The sequence below is a fragment of the Synechococcus sp. BS55D genome (genome assembly GCF_004332415.1).
GTDB lineage: Bacteria > Cyanobacteriota > Cyanobacteriia > PCC-6307 > Cyanobiaceae > Synechococcus_C.
Map to the genome: position 1 here is coordinate 192,627 of NZ_PHQT01000001.1, position 24,076 is coordinate 216,702.

The following is a 24,076-nucleotide window of genomic DNA, read 5'->3' on the forward strand; positions in this document are numbered from 1 at the left end:
TGGGAAACTCGCCTCTCACATCACGCCCCCTGGCCCCATGCGCAGCAACGGATGCGGAGATCTGCGCGAAACACAGGTCAACGAGCAGGTCATGCTCTGCGGTTGGGTCGACCGACGACGCGATCACGGTGGAGTGATCTTCATCGATCTGCGCGACCGCACCGGCACCGTGCAGATCACCGTGGACCCCGATCTTGGGGCCGACGCCTTCGCGGTGGCTGAACACCTGCGCAGCGAGACCGTCCTCCAGGTGCAGGGCAAGGTGCGGGCGCGGCCGACTGAATCCCTCAATGAACGACTGGCCACCGGCGCGGTGGAAGTTCTGGCCAGCACCATCACGGTGCTGAACAACGTCAAGGGCAACCTGCCCTTCCCGGTGTCGATCCACGACGAGGAGAACACGCGCGAGGAGCTCCGCCTGCGCCACCGCTATCTGGATCTGCGCCGCAAGCGCATGAACGACAACCTGCGCCTGCGGGCTCAGACGATCCAGACCGCCCGCCGCTTCCTTGAAGACGAAGGCTTCATCGAGGTGGAAACTCCGGTGCTCACCCGATCCACACCAGAGGGAGCCCGCGACTACATCCTCCCAAGTCGCGTCTGTGGGGGGGAATGGTTCGCGCTGCCCCAGTCACCCCAGCTGTTCAAACAGCTGCTGATGGTGGGTGGCATCGAGAAGTACTACCAGGTGGCCCGCTGCTTCCGGGACGAAGACCTGCGCGCCGATCGCCAGCCGGAATTCACCCAGCTGGACATGGAGATGAGCTTCATGGATCAAGAGGACATCCTCGATCTGAATGAACGGCTGATCAGCACCATCTGGAAAACGGTGAAAGGGATCGAGCTGCCCCGTCCCTTCCCGCGCATGACCTGGCATGACGCCATGGAGCGTTATGGCACCGACCGACCCGACACCCGCTATGGGATGGAGCTCACCAATGTGAGCGACATCGTTCAGGACATGGGCTTCAAGGTGTTCAGCGGTGCGGTGAAGGCCGGTGGCTCCGTGAAATGCATCGCCGTTCCCGGCGGAAACGATGCCGTGTCAAACGTGCGCATCAAGCCAGGTGGGGATGTCTTCAGTGAGGCCCAACAGGCCGGCGCCGGTGGTCTGGCCTTCATCCGAGTGCGCGAGGGCGGCGAGATCGACACGATCGGGGCGATCAAAGACAACCTCAGCGAGGCGCAGAAGCAGGAGCTGCTCAGCCGAAGCGGCGCCGAGCCAGGCACCCTGCTGCTGTTCGGTGCCGGCGACACCGCCACGGTGAACAAGGCCCTTGATCGGGTGCGTCAGTACCTGGCGCGCGAACTGGGCCTGGTGAAGCACGACCGGGACAACGACCAGTGGAATTTCCTCTGGGTGGTGGACTTCCCGATGTTCGAGTTCAACAGCGACGAGAACCGCTACGAAGCGCTTCATCACCCCTTCTGCGCTCCCAACAACAGTGATCTGGGCAGCGATCCAGCGCAATGGGCCCACAACCTGCCCACGGCCCGCGCCCAGGCCTACGACCTGGTGCTCAACGGTCTGGAACTCGGTGGGGGCTCCCTGCGCATCCATGACTCAGCTCTGCAGCGTCAGGTGCTCCAGACCGTTGGACTGCCCCTGGAAGAGGCGCAGCAGCAGTTCGGCTTCCTGATCGACGCCCTCGACATGGGCGCACCACCCCACGGAGGCCTGGCCTTTGGCATCGACCGCATGGTGATGCTCTTGGCGGGTGAGGAGTCGATTCGCGACACGATTGCCTTCCCCAAAACCCAGCAGGCCCGCTGTCTGATGACTTCAGCGCCCGCAGGGGTTGCCGACAAGCAACTTGAGGAGCTGCACGTGGCCAGCACCTGGGTGGATCCCGAATAGATTCCGCGCATTCCAAGCACTGCTGAGCAACGCGCGGAACCCTGAGGGCATTCAGGCGTACGCCTTTGACCACCAGTGAGCGATCGAGCGGGGCCTCCCGGGAGCGCAGGGGCGCAGGTAATGACCTGCTGCGCCTTTACCTGCAGGACATCGGTCGGGTCGATCTGCTCAGCAATGAAGAGGAGGTGCTGCTGGCCCGGCAGGTGCAACGGCGGGAGCAACTGCTGCGGGAGGAACGCGCCCTAGCGGTGAACCACCCGGTGCTGCAGACGCTGTTGGAGCTGGAGGAACTGCAGCAACGGGAGGCGAACCATCTCTGCCACTGGCCGACCCGCCAGGAATGGGCGCGAGCGGCGGGGCTAGCCGTCAGCGACCTTCAGGCGACGCTGACCGAGGGGTACGGCACCTGGGCAGAGCTGATCCAACTGGAACCCAGGGAGCTCAAACGACAGCTGCGTGACGGTCGCCGAGCCCGCGACCGCATGATCGCCGCCAACCTGCGCTTGGTGGTGACCGTGGCCAAGAAATATCAGCAACGGGGGCTGGAACTGCTGGATCTCGTGCAGGAGGGCACCCTCGGACTCGAACGGGCCGTAGAGAAATTCGACCCCACCCGTGGCTTCCGCTTCAGCACCTACTCCTACTGGTGGATCCGCCAGGGCATCACCCGGGCGATCGCCACCCAGAGCCGCACGATTCGACTGCCGGTTCACATCACCGAAAAGCTGAACAGGATTAAGCGAGTGCAGCAGGAAATCGCAAGTCAGGAGGGGCGACTCGCCTCCCTTTCAGACCTGGCGAAGCGTCTGGGGCTCAGCGAGGAAACGGTGCGCCTGACCTTGATGCGAGTTCCCCGCTCGGTCTCCCTTGAAATGCGCGTGGGCCGCGAACAGGACACCCAGCTCGGCGACCTGCTGGAGGATGGCAAAGCCACTCCCGAACAGGAACTGACCCGGGACGCCCTGCATGACGACCTGGAACACCTGCTGGATGAGCTCACTGACCGGGAGGCGGAAGTGATCCGTCGGCGCTTTGGACTCGAGGACGACACCCCCTGCACCCTGGCGCAGATCGGTGAAGCGATGGCCCTCTCCCGGGAGCGGGTCCGGCAGATCGAAACCCGGGCCTTGCTGAAGCTGCGCCAACCCCAACGACGTTGCAAGGTGCGGGATTACATCCAGGAGTTCGATTCCTGAGCGGGGCCTGCTGCCCGCCGCTAAGACAGCCGCTCAGACAGCCGCTAAGACATAGGCAACAGGACCTCACCGTCATGACCGGCACCCCCACGATCGACATCGGCATCCCCGCTGACCAACGCGAACAGATTGCCTCCGGCCTCAGCCGACTGCTGGCCGACACGTATGTGCTCTACGGCAAGACCCACGGCTTCCACTGGAACGTGACCGGCCCGATGTTCAACACGCTCCATCTGATGTTCATGGAGCAGTACACCGAGCTCTGGAATGCCTTGGACGTGATCGCGGAGCGGATCCGCGCCCTCGGAGTTGTGGCACCCCACGGCGGCAGCACCCTGGCCAGTCTGGCCTCGATCCAGGAAGCCTCTCAACAACCTGCCGCCCTGGAGATGGTGCGCGAGCTGGTGGCAGGTCATGAAGCGGTGGCCCGCACCGCCCGGAGCGTGTTTCCCCTGGCGGAGGCCGCGAGTGATGAACCAACTGCCGATCTGCTCACCCAACGTCTGCAGATCCACGAGAAAACCGCCTGGATGCTGCGCAGCCTGCTGGAGGGCTGATCACGATTGGCGCGATCCCTGGGATCCATTCCCCTTGGGGCGCTCGGTACATTGAAGAGTCGCCTGGGGGGTCATGGCCAAATTCGTCTTCGTCACCGGTGGAGTGGTCTCCAGCATCGGCAAGGGGATCGTGGCCGCCAGCCTCGGTCGTCTGCTCAAATCCCGTGGCTACAACGTTTCGATCCTGAAGCTGGATCCTTATCTCAACGTGGACCCGGGCACGATGAGCCCGTTCCAGCACGGTGAGGTCTTCGTCACGGAAGACGGTGCCGAAACCGACCTCGACCTCGGCCACTACGAACGCTTCACCGACACGGCGATGTCACGCCTGAACAGCGTGACCACGGGCTCGATCTACCAGGCGGTGATCAACAAGGAGCGTCGGGGTGATTACAACGGCGGAACCGTTCAGGTGATCCCCCACATCACCGGAGAGATCCGCGAGCGGATCCATCGCGTGGCCTCCAACAGCGGCGCTGACGTGGTGATCACCGAGATCGGCGGAACCGTCGGTGACATCGAATCCCTGCCATTTCTGGAAGCCATCCGCGAGTTCCGCGGCGATGTAGGTCGCCACGACCTGGCCTACATCCATGTGACCCTGCTGCCTTACATCGGCACCTCAGGTGAACTGAAGACCAAACCCACCCAGCACTCCGTGAAGGAGCTGCGCTCCATCGGCATCCAACCCGATGTTCTGGTGTGCCGCAGTGACCGGGAGATCAGCGATGAACTCAGGCGCAAGATCGGAGGCTTCTGCGGTGTTCCCCAACGGGCGGTGATCCCATCGCTGGATGCCGACAGCATCTATGCCGTGCCCCTGACCCTGGAGGAGCAGGGCCTTTGCCGGGAAGTTCTCGATGTGCTGCAGCTCAATGATCACGAGAGCGACATGGCCGGATGGGCCCAGCTCGTGCACAAGCTGCGCAATCCAGGGCCCGCCGTGAAGGTGGCCTTGGTGGGCAAATACGTGCAGCTGAACGATGCCTACCTGTCGGTGGTGGAGGCCCTGCGCCACGCCTGCCTGGCCCAGGATGCATCCCTCGATCTGCATTGGGTCTGTGCCGAGGAGATCGAAAATCGCGGAGCCGATGCCCTGCTGGGCGGCATGGATGCGGTGGTGGTGCCCGGGGGCTTTGGCAACCGTGGCGTCGACGGGAAGGTGGCAGCGATCCGCTGGGCCCGCGAACAGCGAGTCCCCTTCCTGGGGCTTTGCCTGGGCATGCAGTGCGCCGTGATCGAGTGGGCTCGCAATCAGGCGGGACTCATCGGCGCCACCAGTGCCGAGCTGGAACCGGGTACGACCCATCCCGTGATCCACCTGCTTCCCGAACAGCAGGATGTGGTCGACCTGGGCGGCACCATGCGGCTGGGCGTTTACCCCTGCCGTCTGGCTCCGGGAACGATGGCCGCCAGCCTCTACGGAGGCGAAGTGGTCTACGAGCGTCACCGTCACCGCTACGAGTTCAACAACTCCTATCGGAGCCTCTTCCTGGAGTCGGGATACTCAATCAGTGGAACCTCGCCGGATGGACGACTGGTGGAACTGATCGAACTTCCCGGTCACCCCTTCTTCACCGCCTGCCAATACCACCCTGAGTTCCTGTCCCGACCGGGCCAGCCCCATCCCTTGTTCAGGGGACTGATTGAAGCGGCACAGCAGCGGCTGCCCTCCAGCCCCAGCGAAGCGCTGCGTCAGGCTGAGCAAGTCAGCGCCAACACCAGCCCTTGAGCCAGCAGCTACCGGTGGTGGAAACCTTCCATTCCCTGCAGGGGGAAGGGCTCCATGCCGGCCGCAGTGCTTTTTTCATCCGGCTCGGGGGCTGCCGTGTGGGCTGCGTCTGGTGCGACACCAAACACTCCTGGCCTGCCGACTCCCACCCATCGAGGAGCGTGGAGTCCCTCGCCAGGGAAGCATCCAAGGCGGCCCGTGATGGCGCTGCGTTTGCCGTCATCACCGGAGGAGAACCGCTCCATCACAATCTCGATGCCTTGACGGCAGCCATCCGGAGCGCCTGCACCCTGCCAGTTCACCTGGAAACCAGCGGCGTGGATCCTCTGAGTGGCTCCCCCGACTGGATCACCCTCTCACCCAAGCGTCACCGTCCACCACGACCGGAGCTGCTGAGCCACTGCCATGAACTGAAGGTGATCGTGCACGAACCGGCAGATCTGCTGTTTGCCGAGGTGGTGTCAGCCCAGGCACCCCAGGCCCACTGGCTGCTTCAACCAGGATGGGAGAGCAGCGAAGGCCAGCAGCTAGCCGTGGATCAGGCCCGCAGCAATAGCCGCTGGCGACTCAGCCTCCAGAGCCACAAGTGGCTCGGGGTGCGCTGATTCAAAATCCCGCTCAAAGCTTTACGGCGTCCTGCTGACGGGTTTCCGCCTTCCAAATCCGCCAGCGCAGTTCGGTGCCCTTGGGCAGATCGACCACAATCGGCCAGGAGGCGTTGTAGGGCACGAGAAAAGGCTGTTTGCCGAGGGCGAGGAAAGAACGCCCTGATGTCTGATCCGGCGGGCACGCCTTGCGGGTGCTCATCACCACCACCGGACCCTTCAGCTCGAAAAGAGCCTTGCCGGATGCCTGAGGCAGACGACGCAGGCTCAGGGCTGGGCCGCTGAGTCGCTTGAGGTTGCAATCCTTTGCCACCTCCTGACCCACGATCAACTGCACACGCCAGTCCAGAGGATTCCTGGAGATGAGAGCGTCTGGACTCTTCGGCAGCAGACCAGAGGGCTGAATCACCCAACGCTGCAGCCCCGGCGCCGGTGCGGGATATCCGCTGAGATCCAAACGGGGAATCGCCTTTGCAGCTGGTGCCATGGCTGCCGTTGCGGCAGCCAGCAGGACCAGACCCTGCAAACCCACACGCTTTGCGCTTGATGCGTGGAAGCAACGCCTGGCCATGACCCTTGCGGCAACAGAATGCCAAGCATGACCGATTCCATCGCGATTGCCCTCCTATCCGGAGGGCTTGATTCCGCCACCGCCGCCGCCCTGGCCATCGAAGCCGGGCAAAGGGTGATCGGCCTCTCCTTCGACTACGGCCAGCGCCATCGCCGTGAACTGGAGGCCGCCAGTCGACTGGCAAGCACCCTGGGGCTGGCGGAACACCACACCATCGCGGTCAATCTCGCCAGCTGGGGGGGGTCATCTCTCACCGATGCACAACTCACGATTCCCAGTGATGGCGTGCAAGACGGGGTGATCCCCTCCACCTATGTGCCTGGGCGAAACACCGTGTTTATTTCGATCGGCCTCAGCCTGGCGGAGGCACGGGGTGCAGAACGACTAGTGCTGGGGGTCAATGCCGTTGATTACTCCGGTTACCCCGACTGCCGACCCGACTATCTGGCCGCTTTTCAAACCCTGGCCAATCTGAGCAGTCGGGCTGGGCGGGAAGGCCGGGGTCCACGACTCTGGGCACCGCTGGTGGAATGGAGCAAACAGCGGATCGTGGAGGAGGCGCTGAGGTTGGGAGTGCCCATTGAGCAGACCTGGAGCTGCTACAGCGGTGGTGCCGAACCGTGCGGTGTCTGCGACAGCTGCCGCATTCGTGATGAGGCTCTGAGAAGCGCCGGGCGGCCGGATCTCTGCAGCCCTTGCGCTCCAGGCGACATCCAGCCGTGTTGATCCGTAACGCCTGCCCCTGGCGAGAGCCGTCGTGGATCGCGACGGCCTTAGCGGCTGACCATGGGGAAGACGGCCTGATCTGGCTGGATGGCGATGGCAGCGATCTGGGTCGTTGGATCACCCTGGCGGTCGATCCACTCGAGCAGGTCTGCTGCAGAGGGCTGCCCAGTGACGCTGATGCAGCAAATCCCTTCACGGCCCTCCGCAGCCTGGGCCCCGGCCACTGGAGCGGCTGGCTCAGTTATGACGCAGCCGCGTGGCTGGAGTCAGGCAACCCCTGGAAAGCCGACTCGATGGCGAGCCTCTGGATCGCCCGACATGACCCAGTGCTGCGTTTCGATCTCCAGCGGCAGGAACTCTGGCTGGAAGGCATGGATCCCGGTCGCCATGCGGCAATGCTGCGCTGGCTGAGCGATCTCACGGATCACCCTGCGACCCCCGAGGCTCCAGCACCACGCCACAGCCCCTGGCGCCGTCACACCGACCGGGATGACTTTGTGGTCGGTGTGGAGCGGATCCGGGAACTGATCGCCGCCGGGGATCTTTTCCAGGCCAACCTCACCGCCTGCAGCAGCTGCAGGCTGCTCGAGCCCATCAGCAATCTGCAGCTCTACAGGCGCCTACGCCAACGCTGTCCGGCACCGTTCGGCGGACTGATCGTGGCGGCGGGAGAGGCCGCAGGGGAGGCACTGCTTTCCACATCACCGGAGCGGTTCCTCTCGGTGGAGCCCGACGGGCGGGTGGAAACCAGGCCAATCAAAGGCACCCGGCCCCGCGATCCAGATCCGGAGCGGGACGCTGATCTGGCGGCCGAACTGATCTGCAGCGGGAAGGACCGAGCGGAGAACGTGATGATCGTCGACCTCTTGCGCAACGACCTGGGACGGGTCTGCCAAACGGGTTCGGTGCAGGTGCCTCAATTGGTGGGCCTTGAAAGCTACGCACAGGTGCATCACCTCACGTCGGTGATCACCGCTCAGCTCCGGGAGGGAGCGACTTGGGTGGAGCTGCTGGAGGCGAGCTGGCCGGGGGGATCAATCACCGGTGCCCCGAAGCTGCGGGCCTGCCAACGCTTGCAGGAGCTTGAGCCAGTCGGGAGGGGGCCCTACTGCGGCTCCCTGTTGCGCATCGACTGGAACGGCCGTTTCGACAGCAATATCCTCATCCGCACGGTGCTGCGCCAAAACGACCAACTGCGCCTGCATGCAGGCTGCGGGATCGTCACCGACTCGCAACCCGAAGCAGAAGCGGACGAACTGGACTGGAAACTGCTGCCACTGCTGGAGGCCCTGGGATGAGCAACCTGTCCGCGCAGAACTCCAAGCCTGAGTCGATCAGCTGGTGCAACGGCCTTTGGGGTTCTGCAAAGGAGCTGGGGGTACCCCTCAGCGACCGAGGCCTGCTGCTGGCAGACGGTCTGTTTGAGACCGTGCTGGTGCAGGCGGGCAAACCACGGCTGCTGGAGGACCATCTCCAGCGCTGGCAGATGAGTGCGGCGCTGCTGGCCATGGCCCCTCCCCCTGAAGCGGACTGGCTGAAAGGCCTGATCACCGAAGCAATCGACCGCTGCGGTCTAAGCGGGGATGGGAATGAATGCAGCGGCGCCCTGCGCTTGAACTGGAGCCGAGGCGATGGCGACGGCCGCGGGATCGAACTTCCAACCGCAGCCACCGATCCAAACCAGCATCGCTTTTGGTTGACGTTGCAGCATCACACCCCGACCTTCTCCCCGGTCCGTTGCTGGATCAGTCGCCATGAACGCCGCAATGCCACAAGCCAGCTGAGCCGTTGCAAAACCTTCGCCTATGGCCAGGCGATTCAAGCCCGACGAGAAGCACGGACCCACGGCGCCGACGATGCCCTGCTGCTGAGCAGCAAAGGGGATCTTTGCTGCGGCAGTACCGCCAACCTGCTGGTCCTTCGCCAAGGCACCTGGATCACCCCGCCCCTGAGCAGCGGCTGTCTGCCAGGCATCATGCGAGCCCGCGCCCTGACCCTGCCCAACGCCAACGAGGAACCACTCGGCACACAACCGCAACCAGGGGATCAGTGGCTCCTGATCAACAGCCTTGGATGCAGGCCGCTGGCGCAGGTCGACGACCAACCCCTAAACGTCAATGTGGCCAGCGCCCAGGCGCTCTGGAGAAACCTGCTGGACTGAGCCGAGCAAAAAGAGACGCTGACGTTACCGAATAGTTACTGAATCAACACCGAATCGTGCCATGGATCAATCTGTGGCGGGAGCGCCGTGCTGTGGTGATGCTGCAACAAAGAGGCGCAAGCCGATGGAACTGAAACGCGATCTGGGGATCAGCACCCTCACCCTGGCCGTGGTCACCAGCACGATCGGGTCTGGGTGGTTGTTCGCGCCTTACTTCTCAGCCCGTAGCGCCGGGCCTGCGAGCCTGCTGGCCTGGGTTGTCGGTGGAGCCATGGCCTTCGTTCTGGCCCTGGTGTTCGCCGAGCTGGGAGCACTCGTCAACAGCTCAGGCGCCCTGGCCCAGATCCCGCTGCTCAGCCATGGGCGGCTCTCCGGCTTTATCGGCGGCTGGAGCGCCTGGATCTCTTACGTCTCCCTACCCACCATCGAGGTTCTGGCCCTGCTGCAGTACCTGGCCAGCAGCCTGCCCTGGCTCACCCACGACGAGGGTGGCCAGCAACTGCTCACCGGTGCCGGTCAGCTGCTGGCTGTTGCACTGCTGGTGTTCTTTACCTGGATCAATCTCGCCGGAGTCAGCCGACTGGCCCGATGGATCGACAGCCTCACGATCTGGAAACTGATCGTGCCGGTGCTGGTTTCAGTGACCCTGATGCTTCTGGCAGGCCATTGGGGCAACCTCGGCATTCGGGTCCCCATGGGACAGGGTGCCCTCGTGGACGCGATCGGCAGTGGTGGCATCCTGTTCAGCCTGCTGGGATTCCGCACCGCCATGGATCTCGCCGGGGAAGCACGCAGACCGCAGAGAGACGTGCCCCTGGCGATGGGATTGGGCCTGGGCCTCTGTCTGGGGATTTACTTGATCCTCCAGCTGGCCTTCCTGGTGAGCGTGCCTCCTGCAAACCTCGCCGGAGGCTGGTCGCGCCTCACCCTCAGCGCCCATGGTGGGCCGATGGTGGCCCTTGCCCTTGGCCTCGGCCTGGGCTGGGTGGCCACCCTGCTGCTGATCGATGCTGTGATCTCACCGGGAGCCACGGCCCTCACCTTCGTAGGGGTGTCGGCACGGGTGAGCTGGATGATGGGTGAATGCGGCCTTCTACCGAAAGGGCTCGGACGTCTCAACAACCGTGGCGTTCCCCACTGGGCATTAATCAGCAGCCTCGTGATCGGCTCCGCGCTGCTCTGGATCGGTCCGAGCTGGCAGACGGTGGTGAGTTTCCTCACCTCCACCCTGGTGATCGCCCTGGCGATGGGCCCGGTGAGCTTGCTGAGCCTGAGGCGGCAGCTCCCGAATGAACCCCGCCGGTTCCGCATCCCCCAGGCGCGGTTGCTCTGCAGCATCGCCTTCGTGATGGCCACCTGGGCCACCAGCTGGTGCGGCCGTCCAGCCCTGGAGGGAGCCGTGGTGGTGATCCTGATCCCCACACTGATCTATGTCGCCAACCGCTGGCGGCAACGCCAGCCAATCGATGCTCGCGCCGGTCTTTGGTGGATCCTCTATCTGGGTCTGCTGCTGCTGGACATGGAACTGTTCAGCGAAGGACAACCCTTCGCCCTGCCAACCGGCCTCCACCTGCTGCTGCTCACGGTCCTTGCCCTCGTGGTGCTGCCCCTGGCGACCTGCAGCGCCCTGAATGAAGTATCACCGCACGCGCTCACCGGCCTGGGACAAGACACAGCCGGATCCAAAAGGGCCAGCTAGGTTCCGGACATTCGTCCCATCAGCATGACTCTCGACCGTCGCAGTTTTCTTCTTGGCACCGGACTCACCGCCCTAGGCCTGGTGGGTTGTGCGAAAAAAGCCACCCCAGAATCATCTGGAGCGACGGGCGGAACCACAACAGCGGCCAGCATTCCCGCGGATGAAAACCCCAGATCCTGCAGGCCTTCTGATTCACTGAAGGCCCTCAAAGACGGCAATGCCCGCTTTGCTGCCGCCTGGGAGAAAAAGAACAGCGCCAACACCCCTCAAGAACGCGCTCAGGTGATGTCCAACCTCTGGCTGGACAATTGTTTCCTTCCCGCCAGTGTGCTTAGCGAGGGGCAGGCCCCATGGGCCACCGTCCTCACCTGTGCTGATTCGCGGCTGGCCCCGGAATGGATCTTTGATGCCGCTCCCTCTGATCTGTTTGTGATTCGCAGCGCTGGCAACACCGCGTTCGATGATGCGATCGCTTCCATGGAGTTCGGCGTTCTGGCCCTGAAGACGCCCTTGATCATGGTGATGGGCCATAGCGCCTGCGGCGCTGTAAAGGCTGCGCAAGGCGACGAACTCCCCACTCCGCTGCTGACGGAACTGGTGAAGCCGATTCGAGCGGCCATCCAACCAGGGCAAGATGTGGAAACGGCGACCAAAGCCAATGCCAGTTACGCCGCCAAGCAGCTCACCGCCCGAAGCGAGGTGATCAAAGACGCCGTCGACAACGGCACATTGCAGATCGTGGTCGGCTATTTCGACATTGGCTCTGGCAAGGTGACGATCGTCTGACGATCACACACTCAAAAAGCGATCCACGACCGCCTGACTGAGTTCGGCGGTCGGACCGCTCGCCACAATCCCCCCCCGCTGCATCGCGTAATAGCGATCGGCTTGCCGGACAAAATGGAGGTGCTGCTCCACCAGCAGCACACCAATGCCGGTCTCGGCAATAATGCGACGAACAGCAGCTTCAATGTCCTGCACGATGTTGGGCTGAATGCCCTCGGTGGGTTCATCGAGGAGCAGCAATTTGGGCTTGCCAAGCAGTGCCCGGGCAATGGCCAGCTGCTGCTGCTGGCCACCGCTGAGGTCACCACCCTTGCGGGGCAGAAACTCCCGCAAGATGGGGAAGAGCTCATACACAAACGGATCGATGCGCCGGTGGCGTCCGAGCCCACCTGGGAGCGCTTCCATACCCAGCATCAGGTTGTCCTCAACGGTCAGCTGGGGAATGATTTCTCGCCCCTGGGGCACATAGCCGACCCCAGCCCTTGCCCTCTGATAAGGAGCCTGACGGTCGAGCCCATCACCGTTGAAGACAATCTCTCCGCGGCGTGGTCGCAACAGACCGATCAACGACTTGAGCAGCGTGGTCTTACCCACACCGTTACGGCCGATCAGACAAACCATCTCACCAGATTTCACGGTGAGGTCCACGTCCCGAAGGATATGGCTCTCGCCGTAATAGGTGTTCAACCCGCGGATTTCCAGAAGTTCCGTCATCCGTTCTGCTCCTCCGTGGTTCCGAGATACACCTCAATCACACGCGGATCAGCCTGCACCTGATCCATCGTTCCCTCACAGAGCACATGACCCTGGTGCAACACCGTCACTGGGCTCTCCAAGCGCCGGATGAACTCCATGTCGTGCTCAATCACCAGCACGGTGTGATCCCCCGCCAACGACTTGAGCAAATCGGCGGTGAGATCCGTCTCCTCATCGGTGAGTCCTGCCACCGGCTCGTCGACCAGGAGAAGGTCAGGATCCTGACCCACCAACATCGCAATCTCCAACCACTGTTTCTGACCATGGGAGAGAGCGCCTGCAAGCCAGTCAGCCCGGTGTTGCAGATTCACGATGCTCATCAGCTGATGCACCTGATCGCGCTGCGTGGCATTCAAACCGCCTAATAACAGTGACCATGGCTGCTTGGGCCGGCTGACCGCCAGTGCCAAGTTCTCCTGGACGCTGAGCTTCTCGAACACCCGCGGACTCTGAAATTTGCGGCCGATGCCGAGTCGAGCGATGCGGTGCTCTTTGGTTCCCACCAGGGAGCGCCCCTTAAACACCACATCCCCTTCGGTGGGAGTGGTCTTGCCAGTGATCACATCCAAAAAAGTGGTCTTGCCAGCCCCATTGGGACCAATCACCGCCCTCAGTTCACCAGGCTGGAGACTGAGATTGAGATCGCGTAGGGCCAAGAAGCCGTCAAAGCTGACTGTGATCTGGCGTAACTCCAAAAGGGGAGCACTCATGGCTGCACCTCCTCCTGACCGTCGATTTCCAGTTGGGGGTAGGTGGCGATTCGACGACCCAAACCCAGACGGGAAAGCAGATTGCGAGGGCCATCTGTGCGGAACCAACCGATCACACCTTCCGGCAGTGCCGTGACCACCAAAATGAACAGTCCGCCTTGAATAAACAGCCAGCTCTGCGGCATCGCCTCGCTCACCAGGCTTTTGGCGTACATGATCGAGACGGCGCCGAGGATGGCACCGACCAACGTGCCACGCCCTCCGACGGCGACCCAGATCACCATTTCGATCGAAAAGGGCACAGCCATGTACTGGGGCGAGACGATCCCCGACTGCACCGTGAAAAGGGCACCGCCAATGCCCGCAAGGCCTCCGGCAATCGCAAACACAATCGTCTTGAACAGGGTGGGGTTAAAGCCGGTGAAGCGAAGCCGCGGCTCGTCATCGCGGATCGCAATCAGCACATCGCCGAAGCGACCACGCACCACCCAGCGCACAAACAGCCAGGCCAAGATCACAATCACAGCGGTGATCCAAAAGAACCAACGCTGCATCTCAGGTGAACCAACCATCTGTCCGAACAGCTTGGTCACATCGGTTTTGAGACCGTTGGTGCCGTTGATCAGCTTCTGTTGGCCATTGAAAAAATTGAAAAACACCAGCAAGGCCGCCTGGGTCAGGATCGAGAAGTAGACCCCCTTGATGCGATTGCGGAACACCATGTTGCCGAGCAGCGCAGCCAACAATGCCGGCACTAGCCAGATGGCAATCAGCGTGAATAGAGGATTGTGGAAGGGTTCCCAGAACAAGGGCAGCCGATCCACGCCATAAAGGCTGAAGAACTCAGGGATGCCGTTGGGATGGCTAGCAGAGCTATTGAGCTGGAGATACATCGCCGCCGCATAGCCACCGAGAGCGAAGAAAATGCCCTGCCCGAGGCTGAGCAATCCGGTAAAACCCCAGATCAGATCGATGCCGAGGGCCACGATCGCCAGGGAAAGGAACCGACCCAAAAGATTGAGCCGAAACACAGGAAGCACCGCTGGTGCCGCCACGACCGCGGCAACGATCAGCACCCAAAGGAGCACCAGGGGCCAACGGCGCTGTTGAAAGACTTGAATCATGAGCTCAGGCCTCCACCATGCGTCCCTTCTGCGGGAAGAGACCCGCTGGACGGAACTGCAGGAACACCACGATCAGAGCGAAGACCATCACCTGAGCCATGCTCGTGGTGGCGAAGAACTTCACCGCTCCCTCCAAGGGGGCAGGCATACCGGGCCAGATCGAAAGCAGCCGCCCTGCACCGATGAGGTCGGTCAGCAAGCCGATGAAGAAGGAGGCGATCACCGTGCCCAGCAGATTGCCAACTCCGCCAAGCACCACGACCATGAAGCAGCCCACGATGTAGGACGTCCCCACATTCGGACCGACTGAACCGAGCAACGACACCGCCACACCAGCGACCCCGGCCAAGCCGGAACCAATGCCAAAGGTGAGCACGTCGACGGTGTCGGTGGGGATACCCAGGCAATCACTCATCTCTCGGTTCTGGGTCACAGCACGGATACGCATGCCCCAGACGCTGCGGTTGAGGAACCAGGTCACGCCGACCACGGCCACCACCGTGATCACGATGATCACCAGACGAGGCACGGGGAAGGTCAGATCTGCGAACTCAAGACCACCACGCATCCATTTGGGCGCCGTCACATCCACGTTGCGAGAGGTGGCACGCGCGATCCGGCTGACCTGAGACGCCAATCCACTGGCAAACACCACGCCAACCAGAGCTGCAACACCCCAGCTGGCAGCACGCATCCAACGGGCTCGGGGTCCTTGCAGCAGGAGCTGAGGAAGCAACAGAGGCAATGAAAAACCAAGCACCAGGGCAAGCACCACACCGGCGGCCTGAGCCAGGGGCACGCTGCGCACGAACTGCTGCAGGATCAAGCTGACGCCCCAGGTGGCCAGCAGTGTTTCGAGGGGATTGCCGTAGAGGCGGCGAATCACGGTGCGTTCCAAAAGGATGCCCACCACACCACTGGTAATGAAGGCCAGCGGAATCGCCACAAGAACGTAGGTGTCGTAGATGGGTTGAAGCGCGGGCAGCTTGAAGATCAGCTGCACCACATAGGTGGTGTAGGCCCCAAGCATGATCAGCTCGCCGTGGGCGAGGTTGATCACACCCATGAGGCCGAACACAATCGCCAATCCGAGAGCAGCCACCAGCAGCACCGAGCCAATGGCCACCCCGTTGAACAGGCTTTCAAAAAGCAGTTGCACGGAAGTTGATGAAATGAGCGATCAGACAAACCACAGAAAGAGGAGCCCCAGATGGGACTCCTCCGGAAAGCATGCAGACCAGGGTTCGGCCTGAGTCAAGCGATCAGAGCTTGTACTTCTCGCCCTTGCTGGGATCACTCCAATCGCAGGCAAAGCCCTTCGAAGAAGGCTCAAATTGGTTCCAGGTCTGCGGATCGATCGGATTATCAGACTGCTCAACGATCTTGAACTGACCGTCAGCGGTGATCTGACCAATGCGCACAATCTGGGAGATGTGGTGATTGGGCCGCACCTCAATTGGACCCTGAGGAGCATCGAACTTGATACCAATCAGAGCCTCACGCACCTTGTCATCATCAAATGTGCCGGCCTTCTCAACGGCCTTCTTCCAGAGATAGACCATGTTGTAAGCCGACTCCTGAGGGTCAGCCACCACGCGGTTGTCACCATATTTGGCCTTGAAGTCGGCCGCAAATTTCTTCGATGCCGGTGTGTCGATCGACATCATGTAGTTCCAGGCGCCGTAATGGCCTTCGAGGAACTCAGGTCCAATCGTGCTGATCTCTTCTTCAGCGATCGAATAACTCATCACGTAGTAACCATTGGCAGGCGTGATGCCGGCGTCCTGGATCTGCTTGAAGAAGGCAACATTCTGGTCGCCATTGAGAGTGTTGATGATGACACCACCGTCAGGAAGAGCCTTTTTGATCTTGGCAATAATCGGAGCCACCTCGGTATTACCCAGAGGCAGATAGTCCTCACCAACAACCTTGCCACCGAGCGACTTCAGCTGCTCCTTGGTAATCGTGTTGGAGGTACGGGGGAAGACGTAGTCCGAACCCACGAGGAAGAAGGGCTTCCCTGCTGCAGGGGAATCCTTGAACATGAAATAGGTCGCCGGCTCAGACTGCTGGTTAGGAGTGGCACCGGTATAGAAGATGTTCTTAGAACACTCCTGACCTTCGTATTGAATCGGATAGAAAAGGAAGGCATTCTTCGATTCGTAGACCGGCAACATCGCCTTGCGGCTGGCGGAGGTCCAACCACCGAAGACAACGGGCACCTTGTCTTGATCGATCAGCTTTTTCGACTTCTCAGCGAAGGTGGGCCAATCCGAGGCTCCATCTTCGACGATGTACTCAATCTTGTATTTCTTGCCGTCGACCTCAACACCACCAGCAGCATTGATCTCATCAATGGCCATTTTCTCGGTATCCACGAGGGTGGACTCAGAGATGGCCATGGTGCCGGTCAGTGAGTGAAGGATGCCCACCTTCACCGTGTCGTCGAACTGAACATTGGAGGCCTGATCACCACCGCCACAGGCCGTGACTACCACGCCCAGCGAGGTCGCCGCCAGGCTGATCAGAATGCGTTTTGACAACGGTTGAGACATGGTGTGTTGACAGTGATAACTGTTGCGCTAGGCGCCATGAGACAGTCCCAGCCAGCCGGACTCCTTCCAGTAACACTCACTACCAATCGGACAGAAGAGGCCTGATATCGGAGCAAGCAATCACGAATTCGGTAGTTGTTGCAACACAAACGCCACCACCAAATCCAGCCCCTCACCGCTGTGCAGATTGGTAAAGCACCAGGGGCGATCGCCGCGCATGCGCAGGGTGTCGTGCTCCATCACGGCCAGGTCAGCCCCTACCAGAGGCGCCAGGTCGATCTTGTTGATCACCAGCAAATCCGAACGCGTGATCCCGGGGCCGCCCTTGCGCGGGATCTTGTCGCCTGCGGCCACGTCAATCACATAGATACAGAGATCAACCAGCTCCGGACTGAAGCTGGCCGCCAGATTGTCGCCGCCGCTCTCAACCAACACCAGATCTAGAGCTGGGAACTGAGCTTCCAACTCCGCCACCGCTGCCCTGTTGATGGAGCAGTCCTCCCGTATGGCCGTATGCGGACAGCCACCGGTCTCCACACCACGGATCCGTGACGGCTCTAAAGCTCCCGCGCGAGTTAAAAACTGAGCATCTTCCTGGGTGTAGATGTCATTGGTGACCACCGCCAACTGCAGTTGATCCCGCAGTCGCCGGCAAAGCGCCTCCACAAGAGCGGTTTTGCCGGACCCCACCGGCCCAGCCACACCAAGCCGCAACTTGCTCCCCATCAGCTTCGGAATAAACGGGAATACAACTCAGCATGGGACAGCTGCGCCAGCGATGCCCCCACGCCCGCTGACCACAAGGTCCGTGGATCAGCAGCGAGGAGCTCTTGGGCCTCGGCAGCGATCCGCGGCAACAGACGCTGCTGAAGCACCTGAGCCCTGGTCGGGCCCAAAGGCAACAGGCGCACGGCCGCACTGAGCTGATTGGCTACCCAGCTGTAGAGGTAGCCCTCCACCGTTTCAGCCTCCGACACCCCCAGCGACAGTGCCGCCCAAGCCCATGCCGCCGGCCAGGCCAGGGGGAGTGGTTCTGTCAGTGGATGACCCATGTCGGCCAACAGCTGCAGGAGAGACCCCCCCATCTGACGTTGTTGAGCTCGCACCTCCGCAGCTTCACGGGTGGCCAGCAGCCAACCATCCAGATCCAGCAAACGAAGTCGGGCCGACTGATCAGCGCCATTCACCCATCGGTCCAGGTCAGCCATCAGGGTGGCGAGGGCGGCAGCCTCCAACCGCAGGGATCCCCGCTCCAACTCGGCGATCAACCACTGCTCGAGACCAGCCTCACTCTTCAGCGCCCCGGCCTGGATCAAGACCTCTAACCCCTCCGAGTAACTGAACGCTCCCACCGGCAAAGCCGGGCTCACCAACTGGAGCAACGCCAGGGAGGTCATGGCGTTTCATGGCTGTGACGATGAGCATGGCTGTGACCACCCCCATAAGCGCCTCCCTCCGGAACAAACGGACGCTCACAGGCACTCACACGCAAGCCACGGCTCCGCAACATCGCCTCCAGCACCGAATCCGCCAGCAACAACAAGTCCCCGTCGTGGAGCTCGAGCGCCACATGGCGGTTGCCGAGGTGATACGCCGCCTGCAGGAGCTCCAAGACTGAATCCGCCTGCACCCGCAGCAACGGTTCCGGCGCCGCAATCACCACCACCTCCCAGCTCCGGGAACAATCCAACAAGCAATCACCGGGCTGAAGGGCACCCTCCCGCGGCAGCTGAAGCAAGAGAGCACGTCCACAGTGGCTTCGGCGGCGACCACGGAGCACCGTGCGTTCTTCGGCCGTGAGCGGCAATTGCAGGCGGCGGTCGGGCGGAAGATCTCCAACGGCCTCACCCACTTGGCGATGCTCCAACACGATCGGTTTGTGATCGCTCGCGTTGTCACTCATCGCGTTGTCGTCCAAGGCTGCTCCGCTTTCACCCTGAGCCTGCCCAGCCGTCTGCCTTGATTTGGTGTTGATTGCTACAGGTCATCGCAGCTCGAGCGCCGAGCGTGGGGGCATGCAACGCCTCGATCCCTGGCATGGCCGCTGCGACCTGCGGTTTGAACACCGGCAGACCGAGCACGGCGACGCAGGCACAGTTCACCAAGGGGGCTGCAGCGCCCCGTTCAAGCTTCTGCGGGCTGAACAAGGCAACAACGGTCGCTGTGAGCTGCCAATCCTGCATACAGCTGGAGGACTGGTGGGTGGCGACCAACTCAGCATTGCCCTGGCCCTGAAAACAAACAGCCGCTGCTTGATCACCAGCGTCGCCGCCCAGAAGGTCTACGGATCCATCGGCCGCAGCCGCCTCTACCCCGAAGGCCAATGGGCCCGTCAACAGGTGCACTGCAAACTGGCGAAAAGCAGCGATCTGGAATGGCTACCCCAGGAGCTGGTGCTTTATGCGAATGCCCTCTATGAGCAGCATCTGACGGTGCAACTACCAGCTGACGCCTCCTTTCTCAGTGCAGAAATCGTGCGGCTGGGCCGCACCGCCGCCGGAGAAACCCTGCAGCAGGGTCGCTGGCGCTCAGCCCTGAGCATCTGCCGACGCAGTGATGAACCTCATCAAGCCGATCGCTGGGAAATGGTGGACCGGTTGGACTTGGGGGGCGATGCCCTCAACGACCAGCACGGACTGAACAAACAGCCAGTGTTCGGATCGCTGGTGTGGGCTGCGCCGATGCCCTTGAGCGGCGATGCTCTGGCGCAACTGCTGGAGCTGGTCCGCAGCGATCGCGAAGGCCTGGAAGGCACGCTGCGCTGCAGCCCCTTGAATCAGGGCCTGGTGGCCCGTTATGCCGGTCCGTCCAGCCGCGATGCCCGCTTCTGGTTCAGCCGCATCTGGGCTCGTACCCGCGCCCTGCGCGCCCTGAGCGCTCCACAGATCCCAAGGGTCTGGCCTCTGCAGGAACAGCCTTTGCCACCGTCATCGTTCACCACGAACACTGCTTGGCCCGCGGTAAGGACACACTGAGAATGACCGAGCCAGTCCATGCATCTCAGTCCCCAGGAAAAAGACAAGCTCCTGATCGTCACCGCGGCATTACTGGCCGAACGGCGACTCCAGCGCGGCCTCAGGCTCAACCACCCCGAAGCGGTGGCTTGGCTGAGTTTCCTTGTGCTGGAGGGTGCCCGCGACGGAAAGAGCGTTGCGGAGCTGATGCAGGAAGGCACCACCTGGTTAAGCCGCGAACAAGTCATGGACGGCATTCCCGAACTGGTTCACGAGGTGCAGATCGAAGCGGTGTTTCCCGATGGCACCAAGCTCGTGACCCTGCACGACCCAATTCGCTGACCCACCACCCTGCATCCCTGCCATGGCCCCGCTGATTCCCGGTGAACTGTTGCCCGAACCCGGCGACATCGAACTCAACGCCGGCCGGCCCGTGACCACCATTCCCGTGGCCAACAGCGGCGACAGGCCAGTGCAGGTGGGTTCCCATTTCCATTTCGCGGAAGCCAACAACGCCCTGCAGTTCGACCGCGATGCCGCCCGGGGTCAGCGGCTCGATATCCCCGCTGGCACAGCCATCCGCTTCGAACCGGGTGACAGCAGAGACGTGCATCTGATCCCCTTTGCCGGTGCCCGGCGGGTGATCGGCTTCAACGGCCAAATCAACGGATCCCTCGACGCCTGACCCATGCCCTACCGCATCTCCCGCCAGGCCTACGCCGAGACCTACGGACCCACCACCGGTGACCGGGTTCGCCTCGCCGACACTGAACTGATTCTTGAGGTTGAAAAGGACTACACCGTTTACGGCGATGAGGTGAAGTTCGGCGGCGGCAAGGTGATCCGCGACGGCATGGGCCAGGCCCAGACAACCCGAGCAGGTGGTGCCGTCGACACCGTGATCACCAATGCCCTGATCCTCGATTGGTGGGGGATCGTGAAAGCCGATGTGGGCCTGAAAGACGGCCGCATCGTGGGCATCGGCAAAGCCGGCAATCCCGACACCCAGGCAGGGGTCACGATCGTGGTGGGCCCCGGCACCGAAGCGATCGCCGGCGAAGGTCACATCCTCACGGCCGGTGGCATCGACACCCACATCCATTTCATCTGCCCTCAGCAGATCGAAACGGCCCTGGCCAGTGGCGTCACCACCCTGATGGGCGGTGGCACCGGCCCGGCCACCGGCACCAACGCCACCACCTGCACCCCCGGCGCTTTCCACATCAGCCGCATGCTCCAAGCCGCTGAGGGGCTACCGGTGAACATTGGCTTCTTCGGCAAGGGCAACGCCAGCACGCCCGAAGCGCTCGAAGAACAGGTGCGCGCCGGTGCTTGCGGCCTGAAACTGCATGAAGACTGGGGCACCACACCCGCCAGCATCGACGCCTGCCTGTCGGTAGCCGACCGCATGGATGTGCAGGTGTGCATCCACACCGACACCCTCAACGAAGCAGGCTTCGTGGAAGACACGATCGCCGCCATCAAGGGCCGCACGATCCACACCTTCCACACCGAGGGTGCCGGTGGGGGTCACGCCCCAGACATCATCAAGATCTGCGGAGAAGCCAACGTGCTGCCCAGCAGCACCAACCCCACCCGGCCTTACACCCGCAACACCCTCGAGGAACACCTCGACATGCTGATGGTGTGCCACCACCTCGATCCCAAGATCCCGGAAGACGTGGCCTTTGCCGAATCGCGGATTCGCCGCGAAACGATCGCCGCCGAAGACATCCTTCACGACCTGGGCGCCTTTTCGATCATCGCCAGCGATTCCCAGGCCATGGGCCGTGTGGGCGAAGTGATCACCCGCACCTTCCAGACAGCCCACAAAATGAAGGTGCAACGGGGTGCCCTGCCGGAAGACTCGAGCCGCAACGACAACCACCGGCTGAAGCGCTACATCGCCAAGGTGACGATCAACCCGGCGTTGGCCCACGGCATCAGCACCGAAGTGGGCTCGATTGAAACCGGCAAGCTCGCCGATCTCGTGCTGTGGAAGCCGGGTTTCTTCGGCATTCGGCCCGAACTGGTCCTCAAGGGCGGCTCGATCGTGTGGGCCCAGATGGGGGATGCCAACGCCTCGATTCCCACCCCTGGCCCGGTGCATGGTCGGCCGATGTTCGCTGCGTTCGGCAAAGCCTTGGCGCCCAGTTGTCTCACCTTCGTGAGCGAAGCGGCGATGGATGCCGACATCCAACGCCAGCTGGGGCTGGAGCGCACCTGCATGGCCGTCCAAGACACCCGCAGCGTGGGCAAAAGCGCCCTCAAACTCAACGCCGCCCTGCCGAACATCAGCGTGGATCCACAGACCTACGAAGTGTTCGCCGACGGTGAGCTGCTGACCTGCGAGCCTGCCGAAGTGTTGCCCCTGGCCCAGCGCTACCTGTTGCTCTAGGGCTGGTGGTCTAAGGGAACTGCTTGAGGCCAGGATCAACCTGATTGAGCTGTTCACGGCTGAAACGAGGCGTGATCAGCAGGCGCAGGGGATCGCTACCACTGAACACTCCGGATCTGGCCGTCGGTGCTGCAAGCGGCGGCGCGGATGGGGTGTTGCTCAGGTGATGATCGAAGAAAGCGCGGGCCATCCCCTTCAATTCCTCTCGCGCTAGAGGCTGATCCGGACCGATCACAACAGCGGGCAACGCGGACGTGCCATCAAGGAACGAGAGATGGGTGCCGTTGTGTTGAAGAGCCAACAAGGAACCAGGCTGCTGAATCGACGTGAAGGGGATCAGCTGCTGAGAGACGGGCGGCGCAAAGATATCGCCCGTACCGGAAACAAACAGAATCGGCGCAGCAATCGCCTTCAGCGACGTGGGGCTGAAGATCGGATTGGTCACCGGATTCACCGCCACCGCTGCCTTCACGCGCGGATCTCGGAAACTCTTGCGTTGCACCACCTGGCCGGGGGCGACACATTGCCAGACCACCGCAGGATTGAGCACCACCTTGTCGGGATCGTTCAGCTCATCGCACCCCTTCAGGAGATAGGGCCAATCGAGCTCAGCACCAGCCAGGGCCGTCACGGTGTAACCGCCGAGCGACTGACCAAGCACGCCCACAGCGGCGGTATTCACCTTGGTTCCCCAACGCTGCTGCATCTGGTCGATCAGGTCACTGACGCTGAGCGGTTGGCCATACCAGGCATTCGCAGGCGGAATCGCACCGGTGCCCTGAATCGCCGCCTTGATCGTGTTGGCGCTGGTGAAAGGGAAATTCAGCGATGCCACGGCATAGCCATGGCTCGCCAGCTGCTGGCCCACATACAAGAGGGCATTCATATCGGTGTTCAGGCCAGGAGCAATCAGCACCAGCCGTGCCGGGCTGGCGCTCGTGGCACTGTTGGGGATGTAGGCGATGGCGCTAATCGTGTCGCCGAAGCGTCCCTGAAATTGAAAAGGGATCTGAGTGAAAGCCACCGCCCCCTTGTCGGCCATCGTCACCAGATCAGGACCCTGGGCCGGTTCCCCCTGAATGGAGGCAATGCGAGGAAACAGCTGGCTCTGAAGGTTGAACTGCTGGGTGAGCGATTGAGCCAGGGAGAGCACCGCAACCACATTCACCGGCAGGGTTCGGGTCGGATAGGCCTGGAGCACATCAATCAGGCGCAGCTCACCAGATTGGGCAGCTCCAAGAATCAAAGCGGAAGACAGCGCCGGCTCGGCAATCTCAGGAGGCTGGGCGAGCACCTTCACCAGTTGCTGCAAAGAGCGTTTGCCAAGTGGAGTGCTGAGGAAATTGGACGCCATCACATCCGTGACGGGCACGCTTTGATTCAGCAGATTGCGCAATGACTGCTGCTGCTGTGGTTTCAGCAGGTTGAAGTAACTCTGTAGATCCGGATTGACACGACCTGTTTCGGTGAAGGTCACCAGCGATGGCACCGACACATCGCGGGACAATTCACCGAACTGAAAGCGAACGCGCTCGGCTCCTATCGCTGGCAATCCCAGGGGCACAAGACCAGCCAGCAGGGAAAGCATCGTCAGTCCATAGCGACGCATGAGCAGCTCCATTCCGCCGCAGCACCCTCTCCGAATCAGGGCAGATTGACAAGTGCAGACGCTCGCCAGATTCAGGATT

24 protein-coding genes are annotated in these 24,076 nt (G+C 62.0%); 14 read left to right on the top strand and 10 right to left on the bottom strand.

The features are described from left to right. The first annotated feature begins 37 nt into the window (after window positions 1-37). The 5 genes from aspS (at window position 38) to CWE16_RS01020 (ending at window position 5,948) form a co-directional block, all read left to right on the top strand. Window positions 38-1,858, top strand: a complete 1,821-nt coding sequence (aspS, locus tag CWE16_RS01000; RefSeq protein ID WP_131592270.1) for an aspartate--tRNA ligase — start codon at window positions 38-40, stop codon at window positions 1,856-1,858. A gap of 65 nt (window positions 1,859-1,923) precedes the next feature. Beyond that, window positions 1,924-3,054: an RNA polymerase sigma factor, RpoD/SigA family gene (locus CWE16_RS01005; protein ID WP_131592272.1), complete on the top strand. Its 1,131-nt coding sequence runs from the start codon at window positions 1,924-1,926 to the stop codon at window positions 3,052-3,054. Between the two features lie 74 nt (window positions 3,055-3,128). Continuing rightward, window positions 3,129-3,611: a Dps family protein gene (locus tag CWE16_RS01010; protein ID WP_131592274.1), complete on the top strand. Its 483-nt coding sequence runs from the start codon at window positions 3,129-3,131 to the stop codon at window positions 3,609-3,611. Between the two features lie 73 nt (window positions 3,612-3,684). Further along, the gene (locus CWE16_RS01015; RefSeq protein WP_131592276.1) at window positions 3,685-5,343 is read left to right on the top strand and encodes a CTP synthase; all 1,659 of its coding nucleotides are present in this window, start codon (window positions 3,685-3,687) and stop codon (window positions 5,341-5,343) included. Then, window positions 5,340-5,948, top strand: a complete 609-nt coding sequence (locus tag CWE16_RS01020; RefSeq protein WP_131592278.1) for a 7-carboxy-7-deazaguanine synthase QueE — start codon at window positions 5,340-5,342, stop codon at window positions 5,946-5,948. Before CWE16_RS01015 ends, CWE16_RS01020 begins: the two co-directional genes overlap by 4 nt. Window positions 5,949-5,961: 13 nt before the next feature. Here the strand turns inward: CWE16_RS01020 and CWE16_RS01025 are convergent, their stop codons facing one another. Next, window positions 5,962-6,435: an ecotin family protein gene (locus tag CWE16_RS01025; protein ID WP_236629493.1), complete on the bottom strand. Its 474-nt coding sequence runs from the start codon at window positions 6,433-6,435 to the stop codon at window positions 5,962-5,964. 111 nt (window positions 6,436-6,546) lie between these two features. Between CWE16_RS01025 and queC the strand changes: the two genes are divergently transcribed. The 5 genes from queC to CWE16_RS01050 all read left to right on the top strand — a co-directional run bounded on the left by queC (window position 6,547) and on the right by CWE16_RS01050 (window position 11,891). Then, on the top strand, window positions 6,547-7,245 hold the full coding sequence (queC, locus tag CWE16_RS01030; RefSeq protein ID WP_131592282.1) for a 7-cyano-7-deazaguanine synthase QueC: 699 nt from the start codon (window positions 6,547-6,549) through the stop codon (window positions 7,243-7,245). After that, on the top strand, window positions 7,215-8,543 hold the full coding sequence (locus CWE16_RS01035) for an anthranilate synthase component I family protein (protein WP_236629494.1): 1,329 nt from the start codon (window positions 7,215-7,217) through the stop codon (window positions 8,541-8,543). The genes queC and CWE16_RS01035 overlap by 31 nt, the downstream gene beginning before the upstream one ends. Further along, window positions 8,540-9,406, top strand: a complete 867-nt coding sequence (locus CWE16_RS01040; protein ID WP_131592284.1) for an aminotransferase class IV — start codon at window positions 8,540-8,542, stop codon at window positions 9,404-9,406. The genes CWE16_RS01035 and CWE16_RS01040 overlap by 4 nt, the downstream gene beginning before the upstream one ends. A gap of 124 nt (window positions 9,407-9,530) precedes the next feature. Continuing rightward, the gene (locus CWE16_RS01045) at window positions 9,531-11,105 is read left to right on the top strand and encodes an APC family permease (protein WP_131592286.1); all 1,575 of its coding nucleotides are present in this window, start codon (window positions 9,531-9,533) and stop codon (window positions 11,103-11,105) included. A 24-nt stretch (window positions 11,106-11,129) separates the two neighbouring features. Beyond that, a complete protein-coding gene (locus tag CWE16_RS01050) occupies window positions 11,130-11,891 on the top strand; it encodes a carbonic anhydrase (RefSeq protein ID WP_131592288.1) in 762 nt (253 codons plus the stop codon). A 3-nt stretch (window positions 11,892-11,894) separates the two neighbouring features. Here the strand turns inward: CWE16_RS01050 and urtE are convergent, their stop codons facing one another. From urtE to ureE, 8 genes are all read right to left on the bottom strand, one after another. Then, a complete protein-coding gene (gene urtE / locus CWE16_RS01055) occupies window positions 11,895-12,605 on the bottom strand; it encodes an urea ABC transporter ATP-binding subunit UrtE (protein ID WP_131455052.1) in 711 nt (236 codons plus the stop codon). Beyond that, a complete protein-coding gene (urtD, locus tag CWE16_RS01060) occupies window positions 12,602-13,357 on the bottom strand; it encodes an urea ABC transporter ATP-binding protein UrtD (RefSeq protein ID WP_131592290.1) in 756 nt (251 codons plus the stop codon). The genes urtE and urtD overlap by 4 nt, the downstream gene beginning before the upstream one ends. Further along, complete coding sequence (urtC, locus tag CWE16_RS01065; protein ID WP_131592292.1) at window positions 13,354-14,481, bottom strand: urea ABC transporter permease subunit UrtC; 1,128 nt, start codon at window positions 14,479-14,481, stop codon at window positions 13,354-13,356. Before urtC ends, urtD begins: the two co-directional genes overlap by 4 nt. A 4-nt stretch (window positions 14,482-14,485) precedes the next feature. Further along, window positions 14,486-15,640: an ABC transporter permease subunit gene (locus tag CWE16_RS01070; protein WP_131592294.1), complete on the bottom strand. Its 1,155-nt coding sequence runs from the start codon at window positions 15,638-15,640 to the stop codon at window positions 14,486-14,488. Window positions 15,641-15,743: 103 nt separating this feature from the next. Continuing rightward, window positions 15,744-17,036: an urea ABC transporter substrate-binding protein gene (urtA, locus tag CWE16_RS01075; protein WP_131592296.1), complete on the bottom strand. Its 1,293-nt coding sequence runs from the start codon at window positions 17,034-17,036 to the stop codon at window positions 15,744-15,746. 120 nt (window positions 17,037-17,156) lie between these two features. Then, on the bottom strand, window positions 17,157-17,762 hold the full coding sequence (gene ureG / locus CWE16_RS01080) for an urease accessory protein UreG (RefSeq protein ID WP_131592298.1): 606 nt from the start codon (window positions 17,760-17,762) through the stop codon (window positions 17,157-17,159). Then, window positions 17,762-18,433 (bottom strand): urease accessory protein UreF, encoded by a 672-nt coding sequence (locus CWE16_RS01085; RefSeq protein ID WP_131592300.1) that lies wholly within the window; start codon window positions 18,431-18,433, stop codon window positions 17,762-17,764. Before CWE16_RS01085 ends, ureG begins: the two co-directional genes overlap by 1 nt. Continuing rightward, the gene (ureE, locus tag CWE16_RS01090; protein ID WP_131592302.1) at window positions 18,430-18,939 is read right to left on the bottom strand and encodes an urease accessory protein UreE; all 510 of its coding nucleotides are present in this window, start codon (window positions 18,937-18,939) and stop codon (window positions 18,430-18,432) included. Before ureE ends, CWE16_RS01085 begins: the two co-directional genes overlap by 4 nt. A gap of 112 nt (window positions 18,940-19,051) precedes the next feature. On the opposite strand from ureE, the gene CWE16_RS01095 reads away from it, so the two are divergent. Genes CWE16_RS01095 through ureC form a run of 4 tightly spaced genes read left to right on the top strand, consistent with a single transcriptional unit; the run spans window position 19,052 to window position 22,388 of the window. Then, complete coding sequence (locus CWE16_RS01095) at window positions 19,052-20,011, top strand: urease accessory protein UreD (RefSeq protein WP_131592963.1); 960 nt, start codon at window positions 19,052-19,054, stop codon at window positions 20,009-20,011. Between the two features lie 18 nt (window positions 20,012-20,029). Further along, window positions 20,030-20,332 carry an urease subunit gamma gene (locus CWE16_RS01100; protein ID WP_131592304.1) on the top strand — a complete coding sequence of 101 codons (303 nt, stop codon included), beginning with the start codon at window positions 20,030-20,032 and terminating at the stop codon, window positions 20,330-20,332. A gap of 22 nt (window positions 20,333-20,354) precedes the next feature. After that, window positions 20,355-20,675 carry an urease subunit beta gene (locus tag CWE16_RS01105; protein ID WP_131455060.1) on the top strand — a complete coding sequence of 107 codons (321 nt, stop codon included), beginning with the start codon at window positions 20,355-20,357 and terminating at the stop codon, window positions 20,673-20,675. A gap of 3 nt (window positions 20,676-20,678) precedes the next feature. Continuing rightward, a complete protein-coding gene (gene ureC, locus CWE16_RS01110) occupies window positions 20,679-22,388 on the top strand; it encodes an urease subunit alpha (RefSeq protein ID WP_131592306.1) in 1,710 nt (569 codons plus the stop codon). Between the two features lie 10 nt (window positions 22,389-22,398). Here the strand turns inward: ureC and CWE16_RS01115 are convergent, their stop codons facing one another. Next, window positions 22,399-24,009 carry an alpha/beta hydrolase gene (locus tag CWE16_RS01115; RefSeq protein ID WP_236629495.1) on the bottom strand — a complete coding sequence of 537 codons (1,611 nt, stop codon included), beginning with the start codon at window positions 24,007-24,009 and terminating at the stop codon, window positions 22,399-22,401. Between the last annotated feature and the right edge of the window lie 67 nt (window positions 24,010-24,076).

Excerpts from the sequence above, each read along its gene's own strand:
- ureC (WP_131592306.1), top strand. The coding sequence starts at position 20,679 with ATGCCCTACCGCATCTCCCGCCAGGCCTACGCCGAGACCTACGGACCC.
- CWE16_RS01115 (WP_236629495.1), bottom strand. The coding sequence starts at position 24,009 with ATGGAGCTGCTCATGCGTCGCTATGGACTGACGATGCTTTCCCTGCTG.
- CWE16_RS01100 (WP_131592304.1), top strand. The coding sequence starts at position 20,030 with ATGCATCTCAGTCCCCAGGAAAAAGACAAGCTCCTGATCGTCACCGCG.
- urtC (WP_131592292.1), bottom strand. The coding sequence starts at position 14,481 with ATGATTCAAGTCTTTCAACAGCGCCGTTGGCCCCTGGTGCTCCTTTGG.
- urtD (WP_131592290.1), bottom strand. The coding sequence starts at position 13,357 with ATGAGTGCTCCCCTTTTGGAGTTACGCCAGATCACAGTCAGCTTTGAC.
- urtE (WP_131455052.1), bottom strand. The coding sequence starts at position 12,605 with ATGACGGAACTTCTGGAAATCCGCGGGTTGAACACCTATTACGGCGAG.
- aspS (WP_131592270.1), top strand. The coding sequence starts at position 38 with ATGCGCAGCAACGGATGCGGAGATCTGCGCGAAACACAGGTCAACGAG.
- CWE16_RS01015 (WP_131592276.1), top strand. The coding sequence starts at position 3,685 with ATGGCCAAATTCGTCTTCGTCACCGGTGGAGTGGTCTCCAGCATCGGC.
- CWE16_RS01050 (WP_131592288.1), top strand. The coding sequence starts at position 11,130 with ATGACTCTCGACCGTCGCAGTTTTCTTCTTGGCACCGGACTCACCGCC.
- CWE16_RS01010 (WP_131592274.1), top strand. The coding sequence starts at position 3,129 with ATGACCGGCACCCCCACGATCGACATCGGCATCCCCGCTGACCAACGC.
- CWE16_RS01095 (WP_131592963.1), top strand. The coding sequence starts at position 19,052 with ATGCAACGCCTCGATCCCTGGCATGGCCGCTGCGACCTGCGGTTTGAA.
- CWE16_RS01045 (WP_131592286.1), top strand. The coding sequence starts at position 9,531 with ATGGAACTGAAACGCGATCTGGGGATCAGCACCCTCACCCTGGCCGTG.
- CWE16_RS01085 (WP_131592300.1), bottom strand. The coding sequence starts at position 18,433 with ATGACCTCCCTGGCGTTGCTCCAGTTGGTGAGCCCGGCTTTGCCGGTG.
- queC (WP_131592282.1), top strand. The coding sequence starts at position 6,547 with ATGACCGATTCCATCGCGATTGCCCTCCTATCCGGAGGGCTTGATTCC.
- CWE16_RS01040 (WP_131592284.1), top strand. The coding sequence starts at position 8,540 with ATGAGCAACCTGTCCGCGCAGAACTCCAAGCCTGAGTCGATCAGCTGG.
- ureE (WP_131592302.1), bottom strand. The coding sequence starts at position 18,939 with ATGAGTGACAACGCGAGCGATCACAAACCGATCGTGTTGGAGCATCGC.
- CWE16_RS01025 (WP_236629493.1), bottom strand. The coding sequence starts at position 6,435 with ATGGCACCAGCTGCAAAGGCGATTCCCCGTTTGGATCTCAGCGGATAT.
- CWE16_RS01105 (WP_131455060.1), top strand. The coding sequence starts at position 20,355 with ATGGCCCCGCTGATTCCCGGTGAACTGTTGCCCGAACCCGGCGACATC.
- ureG (WP_131592298.1), bottom strand. The coding sequence starts at position 17,762 with ATGGGGAGCAAGTTGCGGCTTGGTGTGGCTGGGCCGGTGGGGTCCGGC.
- urtA (WP_131592296.1), bottom strand. The coding sequence starts at position 17,036 with ATGTCTCAACCGTTGTCAAAACGCATTCTGATCAGCCTGGCGGCGACC.